General features: G+C 74.0%; 25 protein-coding genes. 21 read left to right on the top strand and 4 right to left on the bottom strand.

Annotated elements, in window-relative coordinates; all coding sequences use genetic code 11:
- Positions 1 to 3 precede the first annotated feature (3 nt).
- Together ABZ806_RS26720 and ABZ806_RS26725 are read right to left on the bottom strand one after the other, a co-directional pair.
- A complete protein-coding gene (locus tag ABZ806_RS26720; protein ID WP_500220137.1) occupies positions 4 to 819 on the bottom strand; it encodes a class I SAM-dependent methyltransferase in 816 nt (271 codons plus the stop codon).
- 34 nt (positions 820 to 853) lie between these two features.
- Positions 854 to 1,453, bottom strand: a complete 600-nt coding sequence (locus ABZ806_RS26725; protein ID WP_500220138.1) for a uridine kinase family protein — start codon at positions 1,451 to 1,453, stop codon at positions 854 to 856.
- Between the two features lie 61 nt (positions 1,454 to 1,514).
- Here ABZ806_RS26725 and ABZ806_RS26730 point away from each other — a divergent pair, with 61 nt between their 5' ends.
- Both ABZ806_RS26730 and ABZ806_RS26735 read left to right on the top strand, forming a co-directional pair.
- Complete coding sequence (locus ABZ806_RS26730; protein WP_500220139.1) at positions 1,515 to 2,750, top strand: CaiB/BaiF CoA transferase family protein; 1,236 nt, start codon at positions 1,515 to 1,517, stop codon at positions 2,748 to 2,750.
- The gene (locus ABZ806_RS26735) at positions 2,750 to 4,147 is read left to right on the top strand and encodes an acyl-CoA synthetase (RefSeq protein WP_500220140.1); all 1,398 of its coding nucleotides are present in this window, start codon (positions 2,750 to 2,752) and stop codon (positions 4,145 to 4,147) included. Before ABZ806_RS26730 ends, ABZ806_RS26735 begins: the two co-directional genes overlap by 1 nt.
- 25 nt (positions 4,148 to 4,172) lie before the next feature.
- Here ABZ806_RS26735 and ABZ806_RS26740 read toward each other — a convergent pair whose 3' ends face one another.
- Positions 4,173 to 4,748, bottom strand: coding sequence for a TetR/AcrR family transcriptional regulator (locus ABZ806_RS26740; protein ID WP_500220141.1), 576 nt, complete (start codon positions 4,746 to 4,748; stop codon positions 4,173 to 4,175).
- A 90-nt stretch (positions 4,749 to 4,838) separates the two neighbouring features.
- On the opposite strand from ABZ806_RS26740, the gene ABZ806_RS26745 reads away from it, so the two are divergent.
- The 17 genes from ABZ806_RS26745 to aroQ all read left to right on the top strand — a co-directional run bounded on the left by ABZ806_RS26745 (position 4,839) and on the right by aroQ (position 22,448).
- The gene (locus ABZ806_RS26745) at positions 4,839 to 5,480 is read left to right on the top strand and encodes an NAD(P)-dependent oxidoreductase (protein ID WP_500220142.1); all 642 of its coding nucleotides are present in this window, start codon (positions 4,839 to 4,841) and stop codon (positions 5,478 to 5,480) included.
- 145 nt (positions 5,481 to 5,625) lie between these two features.
- The gene (locus ABZ806_RS26750; protein WP_500220143.1) at positions 5,626 to 6,552 is read left to right on the top strand and encodes an ABC transporter ATP-binding protein; all 927 of its coding nucleotides are present in this window, start codon (positions 5,626 to 5,628) and stop codon (positions 6,550 to 6,552) included.
- Positions 6,549 to 7,346, top strand: coding sequence for an ABC transporter permease (locus tag ABZ806_RS26755; protein ID WP_500220144.1), 798 nt, complete (start codon positions 6,549 to 6,551; stop codon positions 7,344 to 7,346). Before ABZ806_RS26750 ends, ABZ806_RS26755 begins: the two co-directional genes overlap by 4 nt.
- A gap of 37 nt (positions 7,347 to 7,383) precedes the next feature.
- The gene (locus ABZ806_RS26760) at positions 7,384 to 8,640 is read left to right on the top strand and encodes a sensor histidine kinase (protein WP_500220145.1); all 1,257 of its coding nucleotides are present in this window, start codon (positions 7,384 to 7,386) and stop codon (positions 8,638 to 8,640) included.
- Positions 8,637 to 9,242 carry a response regulator transcription factor gene (locus ABZ806_RS26765; protein ID WP_500220146.1) on the top strand — a complete coding sequence of 202 codons (606 nt, stop codon included), beginning with the start codon at positions 8,637 to 8,639 and terminating at the stop codon, positions 9,240 to 9,242. Before ABZ806_RS26760 ends, ABZ806_RS26765 begins: the two co-directional genes overlap by 4 nt.
- 70 nt (positions 9,243 to 9,312) lie before the next feature.
- Complete coding sequence (locus ABZ806_RS26770) at positions 9,313 to 10,476, top strand: pyridoxal phosphate-dependent aminotransferase (protein WP_500220147.1); 1,164 nt, start codon at positions 9,313 to 9,315, stop codon at positions 10,474 to 10,476.
- Between the two features lie 78 nt (positions 10,477 to 10,554).
- Positions 10,555 to 11,106: an RNA polymerase sigma factor gene (locus ABZ806_RS26775; protein ID WP_500220148.1), complete on the top strand. Its 552-nt coding sequence runs from the start codon at positions 10,555 to 10,557 to the stop codon at positions 11,104 to 11,106.
- The gene (locus ABZ806_RS26780; protein WP_500220149.1) at positions 11,103 to 12,206 is read left to right on the top strand and encodes a CU044_5270 family protein; all 1,104 of its coding nucleotides are present in this window, start codon (positions 11,103 to 11,105) and stop codon (positions 12,204 to 12,206) included. The genes ABZ806_RS26775 and ABZ806_RS26780 overlap by 4 nt, the downstream gene beginning before the upstream one ends.
- A 78-nt stretch (positions 12,207 to 12,284) precedes the next feature.
- Entirely contained in the window at positions 12,285 to 13,247 is a 963-nt protein-coding gene (locus ABZ806_RS26785; protein ID WP_500220150.1) for a carbamate kinase, read from the top strand.
- 54 nt (positions 13,248 to 13,301) lie between these two features.
- Positions 13,302 to 14,408, top strand: coding sequence for a barbiturase (gene bar, locus ABZ806_RS26790; protein ID WP_500220151.1), 1,107 nt, complete (start codon positions 13,302 to 13,304; stop codon positions 14,406 to 14,408).
- Between the two features lie 80 nt (positions 14,409 to 14,488).
- Complete coding sequence (locus ABZ806_RS26795) at positions 14,489 to 15,184, top strand: SseB family protein (protein ID WP_500220152.1); 696 nt, start codon at positions 14,489 to 14,491, stop codon at positions 15,182 to 15,184.
- Between the two features lie 41 nt (positions 15,185 to 15,225).
- Positions 15,226 to 15,978, top strand: a complete 753-nt coding sequence (locus ABZ806_RS26800; RefSeq protein ID WP_500220153.1) for a phytanoyl-CoA dioxygenase family protein — start codon at positions 15,226 to 15,228, stop codon at positions 15,976 to 15,978.
- 32 nt (positions 15,979 to 16,010) lie between these two features.
- Positions 16,011 to 19,040: a glycine--tRNA ligase gene (locus ABZ806_RS26805; RefSeq protein ID WP_500220154.1), complete on the top strand. Its 3,030-nt coding sequence runs from the start codon at positions 16,011 to 16,013 to the stop codon at positions 19,038 to 19,040.
- Positions 19,041 to 19,122: 82 nt separating this feature from the next.
- A complete protein-coding gene (gene aroC / locus ABZ806_RS26810) occupies positions 19,123 to 20,301 on the top strand; it encodes a chorismate synthase (RefSeq protein WP_500220155.1) in 1,179 nt (392 codons plus the stop codon).
- Positions 20,302 to 20,309: 8 nt separating this feature from the next.
- Positions 20,310 to 20,819, top strand: a complete 510-nt coding sequence (locus tag ABZ806_RS26815; protein ID WP_500220156.1) for a shikimate kinase — start codon at positions 20,310 to 20,312, stop codon at positions 20,817 to 20,819.
- Positions 20,816 to 21,889 (top strand): 3-dehydroquinate synthase, encoded by a 1,074-nt coding sequence (gene aroB / locus ABZ806_RS26820; protein ID WP_500220157.1) that lies wholly within the window; start codon positions 20,816 to 20,818, stop codon positions 21,887 to 21,889. The genes ABZ806_RS26815 and aroB overlap by 4 nt, the downstream gene beginning before the upstream one ends.
- Before the next feature lie 82 nt (positions 21,890 to 21,971).
- Positions 21,972 to 22,448: a type II 3-dehydroquinate dehydratase gene (gene aroQ, locus ABZ806_RS26825; protein ID WP_500220158.1), complete on the top strand. Its 477-nt coding sequence runs from the start codon at positions 21,972 to 21,974 to the stop codon at positions 22,446 to 22,448.
- On the opposite strand, the gene ABZ806_RS26830 is transcribed toward aroQ, so the two are convergent.
- The gene (locus tag ABZ806_RS26830; RefSeq protein ID WP_500220159.1) at positions 22,445 to 23,020 is read right to left on the bottom strand and encodes a TetR/AcrR family transcriptional regulator; all 576 of its coding nucleotides are present in this window, start codon (positions 23,018 to 23,020) and stop codon (positions 22,445 to 22,447) included. The two genes, aroQ and ABZ806_RS26830, sit on opposite strands and share 4 nt — an antisense overlap.
- A gap of 157 nt (positions 23,021 to 23,177) precedes the next feature.
- On the opposite strand from ABZ806_RS26830, the gene ABZ806_RS26835 reads away from it, so the two are divergent.
- Both ABZ806_RS26835 and ABZ806_RS26840 read left to right on the top strand, forming a co-directional pair.
- Complete coding sequence (locus ABZ806_RS26835; protein WP_500220160.1) at positions 23,178 to 23,843, top strand: enoyl-CoA hydratase-related protein; 666 nt, start codon at positions 23,178 to 23,180, stop codon at positions 23,841 to 23,843.
- Positions 23,844 to 23,905: 62 nt separating this feature from the next.
- Positions 23,906 to 24,952: an LLM class F420-dependent oxidoreductase gene (locus ABZ806_RS26840; protein WP_500220161.1), complete on the top strand. Its 1,047-nt coding sequence runs from the start codon at positions 23,906 to 23,908 to the stop codon at positions 24,950 to 24,952.
- Positions 24,953 to 25,047 lie beyond the last annotated feature (95 nt).

Consider the following 25,047-nt stretch of genomic DNA (forward strand, 5'->3'; position numbering starts at 1 on the left):
GATTCAGTCGGCTTCGGGTTTGGTGGCGCGGAGGGAGTACATCAGGGGGACGCGGGGGCGGCCTTCGGGGAGCCGGTAGGCGGTGCCGTGCCGTTCAAGGGCGGCGTACCGCTGCCAGAGCGTGTGGTCGTGTTCGCGCAGCGAGTCGATGCGCAGGCCCGCGCCGGCCAGGGCCGTGACCACCTCGCCCAGGCCGTGGACGAACTCGACCGACCGGGTGTGCTGGACGGACGCCTGCGGGTCGGCGTAGCTGCCCGCGTCCGGCTCGTCCCAGATCTGGGGTCCTTCGGCGAAGTAGTCGTAGGTGACCGTGCGGCCCTCCTCGTCGTCGAGGGTGTCGGCGAAGGGGTGGAACTCCGCGAGGTAGACGAACCCGCCCGGACGCAGGAGGGACGCGACGACCCGGGACCAGCGGTCGACGTCGGGCAGCCAGCACAGGGCGCCGAGACCCGTGTAGACGATGTCGTAGGCGTCGCCGAGGACCATCGGCGCGTCGTAGACGTCGGCCGCGACGAAGCGGGCCCGCAGCCCTGTCTCGTCCGCCACCGTGCGGGCGGCCTCGACGGCCTTCTCGGAGAAGTCCAGGCCGGTGACGTGTGCGCCTCGGCGGGCCCAGGAGAGTGTGTCGAGGCCGAAATGGCACTGCAGGTGGACCAGGCGGAGGCCGGTGACGTCCCCGACTTCGGCGAGCTCGAAGTCCCGCAGGGTCTGGCCACCGGCCTTGAACCCGGCGACGTCGTAGAAGTCGCTGGCAACGTGGATCGGGACTCGTTCGTCCCAGAGCGCCTTGTTAACCGTGACGTAGTCCGCACCAGTCATGGGCGGGAGCGTAACCGGATGCGGCCGGTATCCGTCATGGGATTAGTGCGGTGGTGAAGCGGTGCGCGGTGAACGCGGTGCCGTCCACGCGGAGATCGCAGCGGGACTGCGTTCCGTCGGCCGCGAAGAGGGCGGACTCGTGGCCGGCCCAGCGCTCCCAGGCGTCGGCGTGCTCGGGGCCGTCGCGGTCCAGGGCCCGGGCGCGGCGGAGGGCGTAGGGGGCGTCCAGCCAGATGCGGTAGGCGGCGGGCGACCCGGCCCAGGCCGAGCCGACGCCTTCGAGGACGAGGACGGGCGGCGGCGGGATCTCCTCCTCGGGACCGTAGGCGTCGTGGCGCCAGTCATAGCGGCGCAGGACGGCCGGCCGGCCATCGCGGAGCGGGTCGAGAACAGACCTGCGCAGAGGCTCCCACCAGGTGAGCGGGTCGGCGTCCCAGGGAACCCGGAAGTCGTCCGAGCGGATGACGGGCGCGCCGACCAGGACCTCGGCCAGGTGATCGGCGAACGTCGACTTTCCCGCGCCGCTCGGGCCGTCCACCGCGACCAGGCGCGCCGGTCCGCACGAGGGCGGCAGCGTGAGCAGCCGCGCGGCGAGCGCGGGGTAGGTCATGGTGGAATCCGGCACGGACGGCATACTTCCAGGTGCCGCACCCGCGGGCCGTACCCGCGGTCGTACCGCGCGAAGGAGGACGTCCTTGCCCGGACCGCTCGAAGACGTCGTGATCGTCGACCTCAGCCGCGTGGTGGCAGGCCCGCAGGCCACCATGACGCTCGCCGACCTCGGCGCCAGGGTGATCAAGGTCGAGCAGCCCGGCGGCGGGGACGAGACGCGCGGCTGGGGCCCGCCGTTCGCGGGCGATGACCAGGTCAGCACCTACTACCTGTCGATCAACCGCAACAAGGAGTCGATCACCCTCGACCTGAAATCGGACGAGGGCACGGCCACCCTCACCCGGCTCGTCCGGCACGCCGACGTGCTCGTGGAGAACTTCCGGCCGGGCGTGCTCGACCGGCTCGGCTTTCCGGTCGGGCGGCTGCACGAGCTGAACCCCCGGCTGATCGTCCTGTCCATCACCGGGTTCGGGCACGACGGGCCGGAGGGAGGACGCCCCGGCTACGACGCCATCGTCCAGGGCGAGGCGGGGATCATGAGCGTGACCGGCCCGCCCGGCACGCCGAGCAAGGTCGGCCTCTCGATCGCCGACATCCTCGCGGCGGGCAACGGCGTCGCCGGAGTGCTGGCCGCCCTCTACGAGCGGACCCGCACCGGACGCGGGACGGTCGTCCGCACCTCGCTGCTGGCGTCGGTCGTCGGCGCGCACATGTTCCAGGGGACGCGTTGGACGGTCGCCCGCGACGCCCCCGAATCGGTCGGCAACGACCATCCGTCCATCGCCCCGTACGGGACGTTCCGCTGCAAGGACGGGCAGATCCAGATCGGTGTCGCCAACCAGAACCTGTGGCGCCGGTTCGCGCCGCTCGTCGGCCTCGACGCCGGCGACCCCCGCTACGCGACGATCCCGGACCGCGCGGCGCGGCGCGGCGAGCTGACCGCCGACATCGAGCGCGTCCTCACCGGGGACACCCGGGACGCATGGCTCGCGCGGCTGGACGAGGCGGGCGTCCCGGCGGGCGCGATCCGGTCGATCGACGAGGTGTACGAGTGGGAGCAGACGAGGTCGCAGGGCCTCGTCATCGAGGTCGACCATCCGCAACTCGGCCGCATCGAGCTGCCGGGACCGCCGCTGCGCTTCGACGGCGCCCCGCCGCGCGTCCACACCGCGCCCCCGCTGCTCGGCGAGCACGGCGACGCCGTCCTCGCCTGGCTGGACGAGAAGGACGATCTGGCCGAAAAGGAAGCCGAGAGGGAAGAGCCGGGCAGGAAGAGCGGGCCGGCCGAGTTGCGCGAGAAGAACGAGAGGGGCGTGTGATGGATCTGCTCGGTGAGGCCGGCGGCGGACCGATCCGCATCGCGGGGCGGGAGCTGTCGCGCGATGAGCTGCTCGGCCGGGCGTCCGCGGTCGCCGCGGAGATCGCCGGGGCGGACGCCGTCGCCGTGCACGCCACCGCGTCGCTGGAGACGGTCGCGGCGGTCGTCGGCGGCGTCCTTGCGGGCGTCCCCGTGGTGCCGCTGCCGCCCGACTCGGGCCCGGCCGAGCGCGCCCACATCCTCGGCGACTCGGGCGCGAGCATGATCCTCGCCGCCGGGGACACCGAGCCCGCGGCGGGGGAGCCGCCCCTCCTCCCGGTCGACCGGCTGCCGCGCGGCGGGAGCGCCGCGACCGGCGTCCCGGCGGACGCGACCGCGCTGATCCTCTACACGAGCGGCACGACCGGCGCGCCGAAGGGCGTGCTCATCTCGCGGAGCGCGATCGCCGCCGGGCTCGACGCCCTCGCCGAAGCCTGGGCGTGGACGCCCGACGACGTGCTCGTCCACGGGCTGCCCCTCTTCCACGTGCACGGCCTCGTCCTCGGCGTGCTCGGGCCGCTCCGGACCGGATCACCCCTCATCCACACCGGACGCCCCAGGCCCGAGCTGTACGCGGCGGCGGCGCGCGACGACGGCGGCAGCCTGTTCTTCGGCGTCCCCACCGTCTGGTCGAGGACGGCGGCGGATCCGGACACCGCGCGGGCCCTGCGGAGCGCCCGGCTGCTCGTCTCCGGCAGCGCACCCCTGCCCGTCCCCGTCTTCGAGCGGCTCTCCGAGCTCACCGGCCACCGGCCCGTCGAGCGCTACGGCATGACCGAGACGCTCATCACGCTGAGCGCGCGCGCCGACGGCGACAGGCGCCCCGGTTACGTCGGCACCCCGCTGCCCGGTGTCGAGACCCGCCTCGTCGCCGAGGACGGCACGCCCGTCCCGCCGGACGGGGAGACGCCCGGCGAGCTGCACGTCCGCGCGCCGCTGCTGTTCAAGGGCTACCTCAACCGCCCCGAGGCGACCGCGCGGTCGTTCGCGCCGGACGGCTGGTTCCGCACCGGCGACATCGCCGCCATCGGCCCGGACGGCTGGCACCGCATCGTCGGCCGCGCGTCCACCGACCTGATCAAGAGCGGCGGCTACCGGATCGGCGCCGGCGAGATCGAGAACGCGCTGCTCGCCCATCCCGCGGTGCGGGAGGCCGCCGTCGTCGGCACCCCGCACGACGACCTCGGCGAGCAGGTGACCGCCTACGTCGTCGCCGACGGCGTCGCCGGGCCCCAGCTCATCGACTTCGTCGCCGAGCGCCTGTCGGTGCACAAGCGGCCGCGCGTGGTCCACCTGGTCGACTCGCTGCCGCGCAACGCCATGGGCAAGGTCGTCAAGACCCGCCTCGGCGAACTCTAGGGCGGCGACCCCGCCGGCACTGGCTCTAGGGCAGCAACTCCGCCAGGACGGGCCGGACGAGTTCGCGCGCGAACGACTCCGGGAGGTCGGGGCCGTCCTCGCCGTCGGTGAAGTAGTGCAGGAAGCCCTGCTGGAAGCACGCCCCCATCAGCAGCGCGGCGACCGCGGAGGTGTCGGCGCCCGCGGCGACGCGGCCGAGGCCGCGCTCGGCGTCCAGGTACCGGGTGAGGGCCCGCACCGGTTCCCGCGGGCCGGCGCCGTACTTGCGCAGCGACTCGCGGGTCGCGTTCAGCAGCCGGGGCTGCGCCGCCATCGACGCCATCATCGGGAACGCCAGCCGGTAGAAGCGCAGGCCGCCGTGGACGACCGCGACGAGGCTGGCCTCCACCGTCTGCTCGCCGGGCACGCCCATCGAGACGAAGGGCGGCATCCGCTCCTTCAGCACGCTCAGCATCAGCTCCTCCTTGTCGCGGAAGTGCTTGTAGAGCATCGCCTCGGAGTAGCCCGCCGCCTTCGCGATCTCCTTGGTCGTGGCGCGGGCGACGCCGTGCCGCCGCATGACGTCCGCCGCGGCGTCCAGGATCCGTTCCCGCGCGCTCAATGAGGCCCCCCTTGACAGGTGAGTGAACGCTTACCATGCTAGTGGTTAGTAAATACTCACTCACCCTACGACCGACACCAGGGGGATCCGATGAAGCTCACGATCTTCGGGGCGACCGGCGGGACCGGCGTGCTGGCCGTCCAGCGGGCACTGGACGGCGGGCACGAGGTGACCGCGGTCGTCCGCGACCCGGCCGGCCTGCCGTCCGACCTGCGCGCCTGCGCCGACGTCGTCCGGGCCGACGTCATGGACCCGGCCGCGATCGAGGAGGCGGTGCAGGGGCGCGACGCCGTCCTGTGCGCCCTCGGCACCCGTACGGGCCGCGCGCCGACGAGCGTCTGCGCGGACGGCGCGCGCAGCATCGTCACCGCCATGACCGCGACCGGCACCGACCGGTTCGTCCTGGTCAGCGCTGCGGGGCTGCACGCCGGTCCGGGCGACGACCCGTTCACCCGGTTCGTCGTCAAGCCGCTGATCATCGGACGGCTCCTCAAGCACGCGTTCGCCGACATGCGCGTCGCCGAGGACCTGACCCGGAACTCCGGCCTGCGCTGGACGATCGTCCGCCCGCCCCGGCTCACCAACGGCGCCGGAAACGGCCGCTACCGCAAGGCCATCGACCGCAACATCCTCGGCGGCGCCTCGATCGCCCGCGCCGACCTCGCCATCGCCCTGCTCGACGTCGCGGACGACCCGTCCGCCGTCGAGCACGTCGTCAGCGTCTCCGGCTGAGCACGACCGCGCGCCCAGCCCGAGCCCACAGGCCGAGCACAGGCCGAGCGCGTGACACCTGTCATGCCGATCGCCTGACAGCCGCCTGCAGAACCGGTGACACGCGCTTCTACCGGCGGGCGCGCGTGATCACCAGGCTGGAGGCATGGACAACGCAGCCATCCGCGTCGACGGCCTCCGCCAGCGCTACGGGGACTTCGAGGCCGTCGCCGGCATCTCCTTCGACGTCGCGGCGGGGGAGCTGTTCGCGCTGCTCGGCACGAACGGCGCGGGCAAGACGACCACCCTCGAGACCCTGGAAGGGCACCGGGCCGTCCACGCGGGCACGGTGCGGGTCCTCGGGCACGACCCGCACCGGGAGCGGCGCAAGGTCCGCCCCCGGATCGGCATCATGCTGCAGGACGGCGGCTTCTTCGCCGACCTCACCGTCGCCGAGACCGTCGACCACTGGCGCGGCTTCACCCCGGCCGCGCGCGACCGGGACGAGGCCATCGGCATCGCCGGGCTCGCCGACAAGGCCGGGGTCCGCGTCCGGCAGCTGTCGGGCGGGCAGAAGCGCCGCCTCGACCTCGCGCTCGCGCTGCTCGGCCGGCCGGCGGTGCTCTTCCTGGACGAGCCGACGAGCGGCATGGACCCGGAGGCCAGGCACGCCACCTGGAAGATCGTCCGGGACGTGGTGGCGGGCGGCACGACCGTCCTGCTGACCACCCACTACCTGGAGGAGGCCGAGCACCTCGCCGACCGGCTGGCGATCCTGCACCGCGGCCGGATCGAGACGTCCGGCACGGTCGGCGAGGTCGTCGCCGGGCACGGCGACCGCATCAGCTTCCAGATGCCGGGGGACCTCCCGGTCACCGAGCTTCCCGACCTGCGCGGCGCCCGCGCCGACATCTCCGTGGACGGCGGCCGGACCGTCGCGTCCTACACCGTCGACGGCGTCGGTCTCCAGGCGGGCCTGTACGAACTGCTGCGCTGGGCCGACGAGGAACGAGTCCGGCTCGACGGCCTGCACGCACGCAGCGCGTCCCTCGAAGACGTGTTCCTCCGCACCGCCGAAGGAGCGACCCGATGAACCTCTCCGCGATGTCCCGCGTCGCCCGGCTCGACCTCACCCTCCTGTGGCGCAACCGGACCGCCCTGTTCACCGTCTTCGGCCTCCCGATCCTGTTCGCCGGGATGCTCGTCCCGATGAAGGGCCAGGAGATCGGCGGTGTCGACGGCGCACTCCTCCAGGGCACCGGCCACCTCGGCTTCTTCCTCGTGTTCGCGGTCTTCATGAACCTCGTCACCGTGTTCACCGCGCGCCGCGAGGACCGCACGCTCAAGCGGCTGCGCGGCACCGCGCTGTCGGACGCCGAGATCACCGGCGGCAGCGTCCTCACCGCGACCGCGATGTACGCCGTCCAGGCGCTGGCGCTGCTGGCCGTCCTCGGGATCGCGTTCGGCGGCCGGTTCCCCGCCGACCCGGTGCTCCTGCTCGCCGGCCTCGCGGGCGGCGCCGCGGTCTTCGCGACCCTCGCGTTCGTGATCTCCGGCATCACCCCGAACGCCGAGATGGCGCAGCTCACCGTCCTGCCGATCATGTTCGCCTGCATGCTGGGGGCCGGTGTGATGTTCCCCATGGACGGCCTGCCCGAATGGCTCCAGCAGGTTTGCCGGTTCACCCCGCTCAGCCCCGTCGTGGAGATCGCCCGCACCGGGTACTTCGGGCAGGACTTCGTCCACCGCACCGCCTCCCACCCGCCCGTCGGCATCGCCGAGGGCTGGCTCACGTGCGTGCGGCCGTTCCTCTACCTGGCCTTCTGGGCCGTGATCGGCCGCGCCCTCGCCTCCCGCTGGTTCCGGTGGGAGCCGCGGCACGCCTAACCAGGGAATACTGGACGGGGTCGGGAGGAACGGGGATATGACGGTCGCGACCACGGCGGACATCGAAGAGCAGGCCGCACGCAGGCTGGAACGCTACCGACGGGTCACGTACCGGTCGTTCCTGTTCGCCGCCGTGGGCTTCATCGCGCCGAGCCTCGCCGGGCTCCAGGTCGCGCACGGCAACGGCGACGCCGGCCCGCCCGTCATCGGCGCGGTGATCGCCGGGCTCGGGCTGCTCACCTGGTGCTACGCGCGGCTCGTCCGGACGGGCCTGGAGGGCGGCGCGTCCCGGCGGGACGTCGTGTTCAGCGGCGCCGTCGCCGGTGCGCTCAGCCTGATGCTGCTCACCGGCCCGCTGTTCGGCGTCATCCCCGTCTTCTGGGTGTCGGCCCTGGTGCTGTCGCCGATGAGCCGGAGGCAGATGGTGCTCCTGTGCGCCGGCTCCGGAGCGTTCTGCGGTGTGCTGTCCTCGATCGCGGCGATCCGCCTCTACCCCGGCGGGGACCTGCCCTGGTACGCGCTCTTCCCGATCATGTTCGCGGTGAACACCGCGATCTGCGGGTTCGTCGTGTTCATCAACCGCTACCAGCGGCGCATGTGGGACCTGCACCAGGAGACCTACGCCGCCCGCGACGTCCTCGCCCGGCTCGCCGTCACCGAGGAGCGGCTCCGCTTCTCCCGCGACCTGCACGACCTGCTCGGCCACAGCCTGTCGCTGATCGCGGTGAAGAGCGAGCTGGCCATCCGGATGGCGGGCACCGACCCCGCGCGCGCCGGGGCCGAGATGGCCGACGTCCAGCGGGCCGCCAGGGAGGCGCTCCGCGAAGTGCGCGCCGCCGTCAGCGGGTACCGCGCCGTGGAGCTGGACGCCGAGCTGGCCGGGGTCCGGGCGGTGCTGGAGGCCGCCGGGGTCCGCTGCGAGATCGGCGACCCGCCGGGGACGCTGCCGTCCGAGGTCCGTGCGGTGCTGGCCTGGGTCATCCGGGAGGGCGCCACCAACGTGATCAAGCACAGCGAGGCCCGGCACTGCGCGATCTCGATCACGCTCTACGGTGGGTCCGTGGTCCTGGAGATGCGCAACGACGGCGTCCGCGCCGGCGACGCCACGGACGGTTCCGGCCTCACCGGGCTCGCCGAACGCGTCGCCGTCCTCGGCGGCGAGATCACCGCCGGACGGCACGGCCGCGGCGGCTACCTGCTGCGCGCCGCCGTCCCGCTCCCCGGCCCGGTGGACGACACCGTCCCCGAGCCCGCCGGGACGACCGCGGGAACCACCGCCGGGAGCGGCGCGTGATCCGCGTCCTGCTCGCCGACGACGAGCACCTCATCCGCGGCGCCGTCGCCGCGCTGCTCGGCCTCGAGGCCGATCTGGAGGTCGTCGCCGAGGTCGGCCGGGGCGACGAGGTCGCCGCGGCGGTCGCCCGCCACGACCCGGACGTCGCCGTCCTCGACATCGAGATGCCGGGCCTGGACGGGCTCACCGCCGCCGAGGAGCTGAACGCCTCCGGCGCCCGCTGCGCGGTGTGCATCCTGACGAGCTTCGGCCGCCCCGGCTACCTGCGCCGCGCGATGGCCGCCGGGGTCCGCGGCTTCGTCGCCAAGGACGCCCCCACCCAGGAGCTCGCCGCCGCCATCCGCAAGATCCACGGCGGCGGCCGCTACCTGGACGCCGAACTCGCCGCCGGCGCCATGGCCGCCGGCGACAACCCGCTCACCGAGCGCGAGCGCGAGATCCTCCGCCTCACCGGGACCGGCACCGAGACCGCCCGCGTCGCCGCCCTCCTCCACCTGTCCGAGGGCACCGTCCGCAACTACCTGTCCGCCGCCATGGCCAAACTCGGCGAGTCCAACCGCGTCGGGGCCTTCCAGACCGCCCGCGAGATGGGCTGGATCTGACCCCCGTCCGGCGGCTGACGCTCCGCCATGCCCGCGCGCACGCGGGGATGGCGGGTTCTAGTCTTGTGGCGTGAGTGAGCCACTGGTCGACCGCATGCAGGGTTTCGGTGAGACGATCTTCGCTGAGATGTCGGCGCTCGCCGTCCGGACCGGGGCCATCAACCTCGGCCAGGGATTTCCCGACACCTCGGGCCCTGCCGGGATCCTGGACGCGGCGGTGGACGCGATCCGGTCAGGGGCCAACCAGTACCCGCCCGGGCCCGGGGTACTGGAGCTGCGCGAGGCGGTGGCCGTGCAGCGGCTGGGGCGGTACGGGCTGTCGTACGACCCGGCGACCGAGGTGTACGTGACGGTCGGTGCCACCGAGGGCATCGCCGCGTCCGTGCTCGCGCTGGCGGGGCCGGGCGACGAGGTCATCGTCTTCGAGCCGTACTACGACTCCTACGCGGCCGTGATCGCGCTGGCCGGGGCGGTGCGCAGGCCCGTCATGCTGCGGCCGGTGGAGGGGCGCTTCACGTTCGACCCGGACGAGCTGCGCGCCGCCGTCGGGCCGCGCACCAGGGCGATCCTGGTGAACTCGCCGCACAACCCGGCGGGCACCGTCTTCACGCGGGACGAGCTGGAGGCCATCGCCGGCGTCTGCCGCGAGCACGACCTGGTCGCGATCACCGACGAGGTGTACGAGTACCTCACGTTCGACGACGCCGAGCACATCCCCCTCGCCACCCTCGACGGGATGCGCGAGCGGACGGTGTCGGTGTCGTCCGCCGGCAAGTCCTTCTCCGTCACCGGGTGGAAGACCGGCTGGGTCACCGCGCCCGCCCGCTACGTCCGGGCCGTCCAGACCGTGAAGCAATTCCTCACCTACGCGGTCAGCGCCCCCTATCAGCAGGCCGCCGCGTACGCGCTGCGCAACGAGATCCCGTGGGTGGAGGAGCTGCGCAAGTCGCTCCAGGCCAAGCGCGACCGGCTCATCACCGGCCTGGAGGCCGCCGGATTCACGGCGTACCGGCCGCAGGGCACCTACTTCGTGCAGGCCGACATCCGGCCGCTCGGCTTCACCGACGGCATGGAACTGGCCCGCGCCCTGCCGGAGAAGGCGGGCGTCGTCGCGATCCCGTCGCAGGTGTTCTACGACCACGCCGAGGCCGGCGCCCACTTCGTCCGGTTCGCGTTCTGCAAGAAGGACGAGGTCATCGACGAGGCCGTCGAGCGCCTCGCCCGCCTCCGCTGAGAAACAGGGGACCCGCCTGTAAACGGCGCCGCCCCTGCGGGATTACGACACGACAACCGACCCCGACGGGAGGTCTTCGTGGATGATCCCGAATCACGGTTCACCCGCTTGTACGACGAGAACCATCGCCGCGTCCTCGCCTACGCGCTCACCCATGCCGAGCCGCACACGGCCGAGGACATCGCCGGTGAGACGTTCCTCATCGCCTGGCGGCGCCTGGACGCCGTCGCCGATCCGCCGCTGCCGTGGCTGCTCGGCGTCGCCCGCAACCTGCTGCACAAGCAGCGGGACCGGGGCCGCCGCGACCACGTCCTCGCCGCGCGGATCCGCGCGCTGACCACGCCCGCCGACCTCGCCGCCTGGGACGCCGCCGACCACGTCGTCGAACGCGAGGCGGCGCTGTCGGCGATCACCGCGCTGCCCGGGCGCGACCTGGAGGTCCTCGCGCTCGTCAACTGGCACGGCCTGGACCCGCGGCAGGCGGCGAAGGTCATGGGCTGCTCGGTGCCCGCGTTCGCCGTCCGGCTGCACCGGGCCCGCAAGCGCCTCGCCCGCGCCCTCGACACCGCCGAGCCCGCCCCGGCCCGCCCCGTCCCCGCCGCCCCGGCCGCCGGGGAGGCGGCCCGATGAACCCCGGAGAGAAGATGCCCGACACGATCTTCCGCGCGCTGAAGCCGGCCGCGCTCGACGAACTGGCCGACGACGGCCACGCGCGCCGCCGTGACACCGACCTGGCCCGCGCCATGAGCGCCGCCGCCGAGTCCGGCCCCCGCCCGCGCGCCCGCCGGCGGCCCGTGCTGCTCGTCGCCGGGCTCGCGGCCGCCGCCTGCGCCGCCGCCGGGGCCGTCGTCGTCACGGGCGGCGACGGCACCTCGCCGCAGCCGCCCGCGGTGCGGCAGGGGCCCGCCGACGCGCGCACGTTCCTGCTGGCCAGCGCCACGACGGCGGCCAAGGCTCCGGCCACGACCGGCCGCTACTGGTACAACCGGCAGCTGACGACGATCGAGGCGGGCGGGCACCGCAAGGTGGCCGTCGGCACGGGGCGGGACCGCCGCAAGGTGGACAAGAAGATCACCTACAAGGCCCTGATCGAGAGCCCCGGCGAGGTCTGGCTCCCGCGCGACGGAGGCAGGGCGCGCAAGACCGGCGGCCCGGACAGGCTCGTCTTCCCCACCGCCCGGGACAAGGCCCTGTGGCGGCAGGACGGGTCTCCCCGCCTCGGCGGCTCCAGTGAGAAGCAGGTCTGGGAAGGGCCGATGCGCCGGGGCCCCGGCACCGGGGAGATGACCCCCGAGCAGCTCGCGGACCTGCCCGAGGACCCGCGGAGCCTGTCGGCCGTGCTGCGCGACCGCTACGAGCGCGAGTTGAAGGCCGCCGAGAACCCGTTCAAGGGCACCTTCACCTTCACCGCCTACGTGTGGGGGATCGCGCACGACCTGCTCGGCGGGCCGATCACGCCGGGCGCCAAGTCGGCGCTGTTCAAGGTCCTCGCCGGGCAGCCCGGGATCCGGCTGGCCGGCCGGGCCACCGACCGGCTCGGCCGCCCCGGCATGGCGGTCGTCGCGGCGTCGGCCCCGGACGGCGGCGCGGCCGCGACCGAGTCCCGGCTGGTCATCTCGGCGACGACCGCCGACCTGCTCGAATTCCGGACGACCGAGGCCGGGCGCGGGACCGTCACGACCACCTACGAAGCGATGGGCTGGGTCGGCCGGCTTGGCGCGCGTCCCTAGAAGTTGCCGAAGAAGCGGCGCTCGTTGGGCGGATTTCGCCCGTGAGCGCCGCCCTTCGCGCGGGTTAGCGTCCGTCCCGTGACCTGGAACGGCGGGGGACCGCTCGGCGGCGAGCGGATCCTGATCGCGCTCGGCGGCAACGCCATGACCGCGCCGGACGGCAGCGCCGCGCCGGACGCGCAGGCGGCGGCGATCGAGGCCGCGATGGCGCCGGTCGCGGACCTGGTCGCGGCGGGCGCGCGGGTCGCGCTCACGCACGGCAACGGGCCGCAGGTCGGCAACCTGCTGATCAAGAACCAGCTGGCCGCGGGCGTGGTGCCGCCCGTCCCGCTGGACTGGTGCGGCGCGCAGACCCAGGCCACCGTCGGCGTGATGATCATGAACGCGCTGGACCGGGCGCTGTGCGCGCGGGGCGCCGCCCGCCCGGTGTCCACGGTGGTGACGCGGACGCTCGTGGACGCCGCCGACCCCGGCTTCACCGCCCCCGCCAAGCCGATCGGCCGGTACTTCCCTGAGGAGCGGGCGCGCCTGTCCATGGCGCACGGGGAGACGTGGCGGCCGTTCGGGGCGCGGGGCTGGCGGCGCGTCGTCGCCTCGCCCGAGCCGCTGGAGATCCTGGACGCGGACGCCGCGGCGGCGCTGCTGGACGCCGGGCACGTCGTCGTCGCGGCGGGCGGCGGGGGAGCGCCCGTCGTCCGGTCCGGCGGGGCGCTGCGCGGCGTCGAGGCCGTGGTCGACAAGGACCTCGCCGCCCAGCTGCTGGCCCGCCGGCTCGGCGCGTCCATGCTGGTGATCGCCACGGACGTGCCGAACGCGGTGGCCGGGTTCGGGACGCCGGCGGCCCGCCCCCTGCACCGCACCACGGTCGCGGAGCTGGCCGGGCTCGCCGCCGCCGGGCACTTCGCCGGCGGCACCATGGGCCCGAAGGTGGAGGCGGTGCGGCGGTTCGTCGCGGCCGGCGGGCGGCGCGCCGCGATCGCGGAGCTGGCCCGGCTCGGCGACGCCGCCCGCGGCGGGGCCGGGACGGTCGTGGAGGCGTGACCCCCGGAGGCGTCCGGGGTAGAGATCGATTCGACCGAGCTGAGGAGCGATGACGTGCCCGATCCGATCGAAGTCCGCAAGATCCCCATCGAGTCCGTGACCGACGCGGCCGGGCTGGCCCGGCTGATCGACGACGGCGTCCTGGAGGCCGACCGGGTCCTGGCCGTCGTCGGCAAGACCGAGGGCAACGGCGGCGTGAACGACTACACCCGGCTGCTGGCCGACCGGGCGTTCCGCGAGGTGCTCCTCGCCAGGGGCACCCGGAGCGCGGCCGAGGTGGCGCGCGTCCCGCTGGTGTGGTCGGGCGGCACCGACGGCGTCCTCAGCCCGCACGCCACCGTGTTCGCCACCCTCGACCCGGCGGGGGCGCCCGCCTCCGACGAGCCGCGCCTGTCGGTCGGCGTCGCGATGAGCGGCGTCATCCTGCCCGAGGACATCGGCCGGCCCGCGATGGTCGAGACCGTCGCCGCCGGCGTCCGCGAGGCCATGAAGACCGCCGGGATCGACGACCCGGCCGACGTCCACTACGTCCAGACGAAGACGCCGCTGCTCACCCTCGACACGATCAACGACGCCAAGTCGCGCGGCCGCGACGTCGTCACCGAGGACACCCTCGCCTCGATGGACATCTCCAACTCGACCACCGCCCTCGGCATCGCCGTCGCGCTCGGCGAGATCGAGGCGCCGTCGGCGGAGCAGATCCACCGGGACCTGTCGCTGTACTCGTCGGTGGCGTCGTGCTCGTCCGGCGTCGAACTCGACCGGGCGCAGATCGTCGTCGTCGGGAACGTGCGCGGCATCGGCGGCCGGTACCGGGCCGGGCACGGTGTGATGAAGGACGCACTGGACGCCGACGGCGTCTGGGACGCGATCAGGTCGACCGGCCTCGACCTGCCCGACAGGCCCCGCACGTCCGACCTCGGCGACCGGCTCGTCAACGTGTTCATCAAGTGCGAGGCCGATCCGAGCGGCGCGGTCCGGGGGCGCCGCAACATCATGCTGGACGACTCCGACGTGCACTGGCACCGGCAGATCAAGGCGTGCGTCGGCGGCGTCGCGGCGTCCGTCACCGGCGACCCGGCGGTGTTCGTGTCGGTCGCCGCCGTCCACCAGGGGCCCTCCGGCGGCGGCACGGTCGCCGCCATCGCCGACCTCGGGTGACCTCTCGGGCGACGTTCCGGTTGCGGACAGTATCCGGATAGGTACGCGCGGCGGTCGCCGGAGGCTATAGCCTTCCTGCCGTGTCCGGACTGACGATTCCCGAACCACTGAACCCCGGGGACGACGGGAGCGCCGACCCCCGGCTGTGCGAGGCGCTGGCCGGGTACGCGGCCGGGCGGGTCGGCGCGCACACGGTGCTGCGGCGGCTGCAGGGCGCCCGGCTGCTCGTGCCGATCGTCGCCGTCCTCACCGAGGAGGAAGAGGTCGCGCCCACCGAGCTGCGGCGGGAGAAGAACAGCGAGATGGCGCTGCCGACGCTGATCGGCGACGACGGCCGCCGCGGCGTGCTCGGCTTCACCTGCACCGAGACGATGCGGGCCTGGCGCGCCGACGCCCGCCCCGTGACAGTGCGCGGCGGCGACGCGTGCCGCGCCACCCTCGACGAGGGCGCCGACGCGTTGGTCGTGGACGTGGCGGGCCCGGTGCCGTTCGCGGTGGACGGGCTGCGCCTGCACCTGCTCGCCGAGGGCCGTCCCGTCCCGCCGCCGCACGAGGACCCGGACGTCCTCGCCGCCGTCGACGCCGCGTTCGGCTCGGACCCGTCCGTGACCGGCGTCCGGGTGGTCGAGGGGACGTCCGCCGAGGTCGCGGTCCGGTTCGCGGTCGTGCCGGGCCACGACGAGCGCGGCACCGTGCAGCGGGTGTCGGACCGGCTCGCCGAAGTACTCCGCGGGCGCATCGTCGGTGGCGTCGAGCTGAACGTCCTGCGCCGGTAAATCGCTCGCGTCCGCCCGGAGCGTTTTGGCAGGCTGGCGCCATGGTCGATGTTGACTCCTTCCTCGCCGACGGGTTCGTCCGGGTCGAGGAGGCGTTCCCCCGGGAACTGGCGGACGAGTGCCGGGCGATCCTGTGGCGCGACACGGGCTGCGACCCCGGCGACCCCGCGACCTGGACGCGTCCGGTCGTGCGGCTCGGCGACTACGCCCAGGAGCCGTTCCGGGCCGCCGCGAACACGCCCCGCCTGCACGACGCGTTCGACGCCCTCGTCGGGACGGGCGCCTGGCTGCCGCGCGGCGGCCTCGGCACGTTCCCGGTGCGGTTCCCCAGCGACGACGCGCCCGGCGACGACGGCTGGCACGTCGACGCGAGCTTCCCCGGCGACGACCCGGCCGACTTCATGTCCTACCGGGTGAACGCGGCGTCGAAGGGCCGCGCGCTGCTGATGCTGTTCCTGTTCTCCGACGTGGGCGGCGACGACGGGCCGACCCGTATCCGCGTCGGTTCCCACCTGGACGTCCCGCCGATCCTGGAACCCGCCGGGGAGGACGGGCTGGCGTTCATGGAGCTGGCGCGAGAGGCCGTCCCGGCGACCGGGCACCGGCCGCTCGCCTACGCGACGGGACGCGCCGGCGACGTCTACCTGTGCCACCCGTTCCTCGTCCACGCCGCGCAGGAGCACCACGGGACGCGGCCCCGCTTCATGGCGCAGCCGCCGCTCGCGCCGTCCGGCCCGCTTCCCGCGGAGTCTCCCGTGCGCGTCGCGATCGAGCGAGGTCTCGGGCGCTTCTAGGCTTGTCCTTTCGCGCCACTTTGGAGACTCCCGTGCCGACCACGCCCGTGCTGACGATGCAGGACGCCCTGATCAGGCTCACCGACTACTGGGCGGGGCGCGGCTGCCTCGTCGCGCAGCCCATGAACACCGAGGTGGGGGCGGGCACGCTGAACCCGGCCACGGCGCTGCGCGTCCTCGGCCCGGAGCCGTGGCGGGTCGCCTACGCCGAGCCGAGCGTCCGCCCCGACGACTCCCGCTACGGCGACAACCCGAACCGGCTGCAGACCCACACCCAGTTCCAGGTGATCCTCAAGCCGGAGCCGGGCGACGCGCAGGAGCAGTACCTCGGCAGCCTCACCGCGCTCGGCATCGACCTGCGCGCCCACGACGTCCGGTTCGTCGAGGACGACTGGGCCTCGCCCGCGCTCGGCGCGTGGGGGCTCGGCTGGGAGGTGTGGCTGGACGGCCTGGAGATCACCCAGTTCACCTACTTCCAGCAGTCCGGCGGGCTGACCCTCGACCCCGTCTCGGTCGAGATCACCTACGGGATGGAACGCATCCTGATGGCGCTGCAGGGCGTCTCCCACTTCAAGGACATCGCGTACGCGCCCGGCATCGCCTACGGGGAGGCGTTCGGGCAGGCCGAGTACGAGATGAGCCGCTACTACCTGGACGACGCCGACATCGCGACGAACCGGGAGCTGTTCGAGGCGTACGCGGCCGAGGCCCGCCGGATGCTGGACGCGCGGCTGCCCGTCCCCGCCCACACCTACGTGCTGAAGTGCTCGCACGCGTTCAACGTGCTGGACGCGCGCGGCGCGATCGGCACCACCGAGCGGGCCCGCGCGTTCGCCCGGATGCGCGGCCTGGCCCACGAGGTCGCCGCCCTGTGGGTGGAGCGCCGCGCCGAGCTCGGGCATCCGCTCGGCGACGCCGCGACCCGGCCGGCCGGCTCCGAACCCGGCTCCGAACCCGGCTCCGAACCCGGCTCCGAACCGGGCGCGCTGCCGGACGCCCCGGCGGGGACGTTCGCGCTGGAGATCGGAGTGGAGGAGCTGCCGCCGCACGAGGTCGCGCGGACGGCCGCACACGTGGCGGAGCGGCTGCGCGACGGGCTGGCGGAGGCCGGGCTGTTCACGGACGCGTCCTCGCTCGACACGTGCGCGACGCCCCGCCGGATCATCGTGCTCGCCCGCGACCTGGAGGCCCGCGAACCCGACACCGAGCAGGTCGTGAAGGGGCCCCGGCTCGCCGCCGCCTACGACGCGTCCGGGGAGCCGACGCGGGCGCTGCTCGGCTTCGCGCGGGGGCACGGCATCGACGTCCCGGACGTCGGGAGGGTCACCGTCGCGGGCGGGGAGTACGCCGGATACATCCGGAAGGTGGTGGGACGTCCCGCCGCCGAGGTCCTCGCCGCGCTGCTCCCCGGCATCGTCACCGGGCTCCGCGCCGGGAAGAACATGCGCTGGAACGCGCCCGGCCTGTCGTTCGCCCGCCCGATCCGCTGGCTGCTGGCCCTGCTGGACGGGCGGGAGATCCCGTTCACCGTGTCCGGCCTGACCGCCGGGCGCTCCACGCACGTCCACCGGACGGCCGCGTCACCGCGGGTCGACGTGCCGGACGCCGCGTCGCTGGTCGGCGTCCTGCGCGAGCACGGGATCGAACCCGAGCGGGCCCGCCGCCGGACCCGCATCGCCGACGGCGCCGGGTCCCTCGCGCGGGGCCGCGACGGGGCGGTCGACCTCGCCGCCGAGCACGCGCTCGTCGAGGAGATCGTCGACCTCGTCGAGGAGCCGGTCGCCATCCTCGGCTCGTTCGAGGAGAAGTACCTGGAGCTGCCCGAGGAGATCCTCACCACGGTCATGCGCAAGCACCAGCGCTACCTGCCGGTGCGGCGGGCCTCGGGACGGCTGCTCCCGCACTTCGTCACGGTCGCCAACGGCGAATGCGACCACGGCGCCGTCCGGGCGGGGAACGAGGCCGTGCTCCGCGCCCGCTACGAGGACGCCTCGTTCTTCTTCCGGCAGGACCTGCGGAGCACGCCCGAGCAGATCAAGGAGGGCCTCGGCCGGCTCACGTTCACCGAGCGCCTCGGGTCGATGGCCGACCGGTCGTCGCGGATCGCCGCGATCGCCGCCGACCTGGCCGGCCGCCTCGATCTCAGCCCCGAGGAGAGGGCCGCGCTGGCCCGCGCCGCCGCGCTGGCGAAGTTCGACCTCGCCTCGTCCATGGTCATCGAGCTGCCGAGCCTCGCCGGGACGATGGCCCGCGAGTACGCCCGCCGCGCCGGCGAGGACGAGGCCGTCGCGCGGGCCCTGCACGACATGGAGCTGCCCCGCGCCGCCGGGGACGCGCCGCCCGCCACGGCCGCCGGCGCCGTCCTCGCCGCCGCCGACCGGCTCGACCTGCTCACCGGGCTGTTCGCCGTCGGGTCCGCCCCGACCGGCAGCTCCGACCCGTTCGGGCTGCGCCGCGCCGCGCTCGCGCTGACCGCGATCCTGCGGGGCGTCCCGCGCCTCGCGCCGGTCACGGTCGGGGACGGCCTCGCCCTCGCCGCCCGGCACCAGCCCGTCGCCGTCGCCCCCGACGCGCTCGCCGAGGCCGAGCGGTTCATCGCGCGGCGGCTGGAGCAGAACCTCCTGGACGAGGGGCACCCGGTGAACGTCGTCCGCGCCGTGCTGCCGCTCGCGGGCACCCCGGCGCACGCCGCGCAGGCCGCCGGCGACCTGGCGGGGCTGCTCGGCTCGTCCGGGTTCGCCCGGCTCACGGCGGGGCTGCAGCGCGTCCTGCGCATCGTGCCGGGCACCGCCGAGGCCGGCTACGACCCGGACCGGTTCACCGAGCCCGCCGAGCGCGACCTGCACGAGGCGTTCGCCCGCGTCAGGGCCGAGCTGACCGCCCGGCCGTCCCTGCCGGAGTTCGCGGAGGCCGCGTCCGCCCTCGTCGCGCCCATCGACAGGTTCTTCGACGACGTGCTGGTCATGGACGAGGACCCGGACGTCCGCGCCAACCGGCTCGGCCTCCTCGCCGCGATCAGGGACACGGCCGCCCCGGTCCTCGACTGGCGCGAGATCGCCTGAACCGGCCGGCGCCACGCCGCCGAGCCTCTCAGATGGTGGACGCCGTCACGCGCGGGCGCGCGGAGTCAATAGGATCGTGGTCATGCTGCGCTGGTTGACCGCGGGGGAGTCCCATGGCCCGGCCCTGACCGCGATCGTGGAGGGCCTGCCGGCCGGTGTGCGCGTGACCTCGGCGGACATCGCCGAGGAACTGCGCCGCCGGCGGCTCGGGCACGGGCGGGGCGCCCGGATGAAGTTCGAGCAGGACCAGGTGACGATCCTCGGCGGCGTCCGGCACGGGGTGACGCTCGGCGGGCCGGTCGCGATCGAGGTCGGCAACACCGAGTGGCCGAAATGGGAGACGGTCATGTCGGCCGACCCCGTCGACGCCGACGTCCTCGCCGCCCAGGCGCGCAACGCGCCGCTGTCGCAGCCCCGGCCCGGCCACGCCGACCTCGTCGGCATGCAGAAGTACGGGTTCGACGACGCGCGTCCGGTGCTGGAGCGGGCCAGCGCCCGGGAGACCGCCGCGCGGGTCGCGCTCGGCACCGTCGCCAAGGCGTTCCTCGGCCAGGCGCTCGGCGTGGACGTCCTCAGCCACGTGATCGCGCTCGGCCAGGTCGCCGCGCCCGACGGCGTCCTGCCCGGGCCCGATGACCTCGCGCGGGTGGACGAGAGCCCCGTCCGCTGCTTCGACGAGGCGGCGTCCGCCGCGATGGTCGCGCACATCGACGACACGAAGCGGGCCGGCGACACCCTCGGCGGCGTCGTGGAGGTCCTCGCCTACGGGCTCCCGCCCGGCCTCGGCAGCCACGTCCACTGGGACCGGCGGCTCGACGCGCGGCTCGCCGGCATCCTCATGGGCATCCAGGCGATCAAGGGCGTGGAGCTCGGCGACGGGTTCACCACCGCGCGGCGGCCCGGCTCGCGGGCGCACGACGAGATCGACGGCACGCCCGAGGGCGTCCGCCGCCGGACGAACCGGGCGGGCGGCGTCGAGGGCGGCATGACGACCGGCGAGGTGCTGCGCGTGCGCGCCGCGATGAAGCCGATCTCGACCGTCCCGCGCCGGCTGGACACCATCGACGTGAAGACCGGCGGGCCCGCCAAGGCGATCAACCAGCGCAGCGATGTCACCGCCGTGCCCGCCGCCGGGGTCGTCGCCGAGGCGATGGTCGCGCTCGTCCTCGCCGACGCCGCGCTGGAGAAGTTCGGCGGCGACTCCGCCGAGGAGACCGCGCGCAACCTGCGCGGATACCTGTCCTCCCTGACGATCAAGTGAAGGGGACCATGCGCCCGAAGGCAGTCATCATCGGCCCGCCCGGCTCGGGCAAGACCACCGTCGGCGGCGCGCTCGCCGAGCGCCTCGGCGTCGCGCTGCGCGACACCGACGCCGACGTCGAGGCCGCCGCGGGCAAGCCGATCGGCGAGATCTTCATCGACGACGGGGAGGAGCGCTTCCGCGCGCTGGAACGCGCCGCCGTCGCCGCGGCCCTCGCCGAGCACGAGGGCGTCGTCGCCCTCGGCGGCGGCGCCGTCCTCGCCCCGGAGACGCAGGAGCTCCTCGCCGGCCGCACGGTCGTCTACCTGAAGGCCGGCCTCGCCGAGTCGATCAAGCGGGTCGGCCTCAACTCCGCGCGGCCGCTGCTCGTGCTGAACCCGCGCAGCCAGATGCGCAAGCTCCTGGCGGAGCGCCTGCCGATCTACGAGCGCCTCGGCACGATCGCCGTCGACACCGACGGCCGCGACCCCGCCGACATCGTCGAAGAGATCGCCAAGGCCCTGGACGACGCCACGTGACACACGCCACGGTCCAGGTGGGCGGCGCCGAGCCGTACGACGTCGTCATCGGCGCGGGCGTCATCGGCGAGCTGCCCGCCATGGTCGGCGGCCGCGCCCGCACCGTCGCCGTTGTCCACGCCGAGGGCCTCCCGGAGATCGCCCGTCCCGTCTGCGGGGCGCTCGAACAGGCCGGGTACACCGTCCGGGCGCTGCCCGTCCCCGACGGCGAGGCCGCCAAGGAGGTCGGCGTCCTCGCCGGCCTCTGGTCGTCGTTCGCCCGCCTCGGCATGACCCGCACGGACGTCGTCGTCGGCGTCGGCGGCGGCGCCACCACCGACCTCGCCGGGTTCGCGGCGGCGTCGTGGCTGCGCGGCGTGCGCACGGTGCTCGTCCCGACGACGCTGCTCGGCATGGTGGACGCGGCGGTCGGCGGCAAGACCGGCATCAACGTTCCCGAGGGCAAGAACCTCGTCGGCGCGTTCCACCCGCCCGCCGGCGTCCTGTGCGACCTGACCGCGCTGCTGACGATGCCGCACGACGACTACATCAGCGGCCTCGCCGAGATCATCAAGGCCGGCTTCATCGCCGACCCCGCCATCCTGGACCTGGTCGAGGACGACCCGAAGGGCGCCGCGTCCCCGGATGGCCCGCACACCCGCGAGCTGGTCGAACGGGCGGTCCGGGTCAAGGCCCGCGTCGTCTCCGCCGACCTGAGGGAGAGCGGCCTCCGGGAGATCCTCAACTACGGCCACACCCTCGCGCACGCCATCGAGAAGGCCGAGGACTACACGTTCCGGCACGGCCACGCCGTCGCGATCGGCATGGTCTACGCGGCGGAGCTGTCCCGGCTCGCCGGGCGGCTGCCCGCCGGGGTCGTCCAGCGGCACCGCGACGTCCTCGCCTCGGTCGGCCTGCCGGTCTCCTATGCCGCCGACTGGCCGGGCCTGCGCGCCACCATGGCCATCGACAAGAAGTCGCGCGGCTCGACGCTCCGCTTCGTCGTCCTGGACGGCATCGCGTCGCCGGGCCGCCTCGAAGGCCCCGACGAGGACCTGCTCGCCGCCGCCTACCGGGAGGTCGCGCGATGACCGCGGCGGAGCGCCGGCGGAGCCAGGACCGTCGCGCGACCCCGCGGGGGTCTGGTGGTCGTCCCCCAGAAAGGAGCGTCCCATGACGAACCGCGTGCTCGTCCTGAACGGCCCGAACCTGCGGCGCCTCGGCGTGCGGGAGCCCGGCACGTACGGGACGACCAGCTTCGACGACCTCGCCGCCCTCTGCCGCGACACGGGCCGCCGCCTCGACCTGAGCGTGGAGGTCCGGCAGACCGACGACGAGGCCGAGATGGTGCACTGGGTGCACGAGGCCGCCGACGAGCGCGTCCCGATCGTGCTGAACCCGGCCGCGTTCACCCACTACTCCTACTCGCTGCGCGACGCGCTCGCCCAGCGGACCGCGCCGCTCATCGAGGTCCACATCACCAACCCCGCGACGCGCGAGGAGTTCCGCCACACCTCCGTCGTCGCCGGCGTCGCGACCGGCACCATCGCCGGCTTCGGCCCCATGTCCTACGTCCTGGCGCTCCAGGCCGTCGCCGAGCTCCTCGCCGCGGAGCCCGCGGCGGAGGACGCGCGGGCGCGGGAGTCCTAGGCGTTCTCGACCGCCCGGCGGGTGATGTCCTTCAGCTCGGCGACGACGTCGTCCAGGGGGGCCACGTCGCGGTGGGCGCGGCACAGGACGGTGGCGCCCTCGACGGCGGCGACGATGAGGCGGGCCAGGCGGGCGGCGCGGTCGTCGGGGACGCCGGCGTTGCCGAGCCCGGTGGCGAGGGTGTCCTGCCAGCGGTTGAAGACCGCCGCGGCCGCCGCCGCGAGCTGCGGGGCCTCCTCCTGGGACTCGACCGTGACGGCGAGGACGGGGCAGCCCGCCCGGAACTCGCTCTTGACCAGTACCTGCCGCCACCAGCCGACGAACGCGTCCACCGCGGAGGCGGCGTCGCCGCCCTCGGTGGCGGCGAGGATCCCCGCGTTGAGGAAGTCGCCGGCGTAGCGGACGGCCTCCTCCGCGAGCTGCACCTTGCCGCCGGGGAAGTGGTGGTAGATCGACCCGCGCGGGGCGCCGCTGTGCGCGATGACGTCGCGGAACCCGGTGCCGCTGTAGCCGCGCTCGCGGAAGAGGTAGGCGGCGCTGCGCACCATGCGTTCCCGGCTGTCCGTCCCCATGACTCGATTATGACATTCATCATAAGGTCCTCGCGTTGCCCATGACGCACGTCATAGAGAAGGGTGACCATGACGGACGTCCTACCGGCCGGGGAGCGGAGCGCACGATGGCTACTCACGAGTAGGGTGCGTCCAGGCACAGATGAAGGAGAGCCACGTGATCGACCTCAAGCGCGACGGAGACGTGTACGTCCTGCGGTACGACGCCGGTGAGAACCGGTTCAGCCCGGACTTCCTGGGCGCGGTCGAGGGCGCGCTCGACACCGTGGCGGCGAACGACGGGCCCGGCGCGCTCGTCACGGTCGGCACCGGCAAGTTCTACTCCAACGGCCTCGACCTCGACTGGCTCGGCGCGAACCCGGAGAAGTTCGAGGAGTACCTGGGGCGCGTCCACGGCCTGTTCGCGCGCGTCCTGGAGCTGCCGATGCCCACGGTCGCGGCGCTGAACGGGCACGCGTTCGCGGGCGGCGGGATGCTCGCGCTCTGCCACGACCACGCGGTCATGCGGACCGACCGGGGCTACTTCTGCCTGCCCGAGGTCGACCTCGGCATGAGCTTCACGCCCGGGATGAACCTGCTGATCAAGGAGCGGCTGCCGAGGGCGACCGCGCACGAGGCCATGCTCACCGGCCGCCGCTACACCGCCGAGCAGGCGCGGGAGGCGGGGATCGTCCAGCGGACCGCGTCCGAGGACGAGGTGCTCCCCGCCGCCGTCGAGTGGGCGGCCTCGCTGGCGGGCAGGAACGGCGGGACGGTCGCCAGGATCCGCGGTGACCTGTACCGGCCCGTGCTGGACGCGCTGCACGGTCCCGCCCTGTCCTGACGGCGGGGCGGCGAGTAGGTTACGTTCGACTGGAATCGGATTCGGTTAGGGAGAGGGTGCCGATGCGCATCGGGATGGCGCTGAGCTACTCGGGCGGTTTCAAGGAGACCGTCGAGGAGCTGGCCGACTACGAGAAGGCCGGGCTCGACATCGTCTACATCGCGGAGGCCTACAGCTTCGACGCGGTCAGCCAGATGGGCTACATCGCGGCGAAGACCGAGCGGCTGGAGATCGCCTCCGGCATCCTCAACATCTACTCCCGCACGCCCACCGCGACGGCGCAGACCGCCGCCGGCCTGGACTACGTGTCCGACGGGCGGTTCACGCTCGGCATCGGCGCGTCCGGCCCGCAGGTCATCGAGGGCTTCCACGGCGTCCCGTACACGGCGCCGCTCGGCCGCACCCGCGAGGTCATCGAGATCTGCCGCAAGGTGTGGCGGCGCGAGCGGCTCCAGTACGACGGCAAGTACTACAAGCTGCCGCTGCCCGCGGAGCAGGGCACCGGCCTCGGCAAGCCGCTGAAGCTCATCAACCACCCGGTGCGGGCCGACATCCCGATCCTGGTCGCCGCGATCGGCCCGAAGAACGTCGAGCAGACCGCCGAGATCGCCAACGGCTGGGAGCCGATCTTCTACATGCCGGAGAAGGCCGCGGACGTGTGGGGCGCGTCCCTCGCCGCCGGCAAGGCCAGGCGCGACCCCGCCCTCGGCGAGCTGGACGTGGTCGGCCAGGCCCCGCTCGCCATCGGCGACGACGTGCGGGGCTTCCTGGAGTTCGGCCGTCCGATGGCGGCGCTCTACATCGGCGGCATGGGCGCCAAGGGCAAGAACTTCTACAACGACCTCGCCCGCCGCTACGGCTTCGAGAAGGAGGCCGAGGAGATCCAGGACCTGTACCTGGACGGCAAGAAGGACGAGGCCGCCGCGAAGGTCCCGCAGGAGCTGCTGGAGAAGATGTCCCTCATCGGCTCCGAGGGGCACGTCCGCGAGCGGCTCGCCGCGATGCGCGAGTCCGGCGTCACGACGTTGAACGTCGCCCCGATAGCCGGCGACCACAAGAGCCGCCTGGCCCTGATCGAGAAGGTCAAGGAGATGGCCGCCGACGCGTGACCCCGCCTCGTTGATCTGCGGCGCGACACCCCCGGCATGCCCGCGTCGGTGATCACCAGCACGTCCCGCCCGGCGAGCAGCTCGGCCACCAGCCC

It is taken from the genome of Spirillospora sp. NPDC047418 (genome assembly GCF_040643275.1).
In the GTDB taxonomy this organism is placed as follows: domain Bacteria; phylum Actinomycetota; class Actinomycetes; order Streptosporangiales; family Streptosporangiaceae; genus Spirillospora.

Coding starts and splice junctions, on each gene's coding strand:
- ABZ806_RS26760 (WP_500220145.1), top strand. CDS start 7,384: ATGACGGTCGCGACCACGGCGGACATCGAAGAGCAGGCCGCACGCAGG.
- ABZ806_RS26745 (WP_500220142.1), top strand. CDS start 4,839: ATGAAGCTCACGATCTTCGGGGCGACCGGCGGGACCGGCGTGCTGGCC.
- aroQ (WP_500220158.1), top strand. CDS start 21,972: ATGACGAACCGCGTGCTCGTCCTGAACGGCCCGAACCTGCGGCGCCTC.
- ABZ806_RS26840 (WP_500220161.1), top strand. CDS start 23,906: ATGCGCATCGGGATGGCGCTGAGCTACTCGGGCGGTTTCAAGGAGACC.
- ABZ806_RS26830 (WP_500220159.1), bottom strand. CDS start 23,020: ATGGGGACGGACAGCCGGGAACGCATGGTGCGCAGCGCCGCCTACCTC.
- ABZ806_RS26750 (WP_500220143.1), top strand. CDS start 5,626: ATGGACAACGCAGCCATCCGCGTCGACGGCCTCCGCCAGCGCTACGGG.
- ABZ806_RS26780 (WP_500220149.1), top strand. CDS start 11,103: ATGAACCCCGGAGAGAAGATGCCCGACACGATCTTCCGCGCGCTGAAG.
- ABZ806_RS26815 (WP_500220156.1), top strand. CDS start 20,310: ATGCGCCCGAAGGCAGTCATCATCGGCCCGCCCGGCTCGGGCAAGACC.
- aroC (WP_500220155.1), top strand. CDS start 19,123: ATGCTGCGCTGGTTGACCGCGGGGGAGTCCCATGGCCCGGCCCTGACC.
- ABZ806_RS26735 (WP_500220140.1), top strand. CDS start 2,750: ATGGATCTGCTCGGTGAGGCCGGCGGCGGACCGATCCGCATCGCGGGG.
- ABZ806_RS26725 (WP_500220138.1), bottom strand. CDS start 1,453: ATGCCGTCCGTGCCGGATTCCACCATGACCTACCCCGCGCTCGCCGCG.
- ABZ806_RS26755 (WP_500220144.1), top strand. CDS start 6,549: ATGAACCTCTCCGCGATGTCCCGCGTCGCCCGGCTCGACCTCACCCTC.
- ABZ806_RS26720 (WP_500220137.1), bottom strand. CDS start 819: ATGACTGGTGCGGACTACGTCACGGTTAACAAGGCGCTCTGGGACGAA.
- ABZ806_RS26800 (WP_500220153.1), top strand. CDS start 15,226: ATGGTCGATGTTGACTCCTTCCTCGCCGACGGGTTCGTCCGGGTCGAG.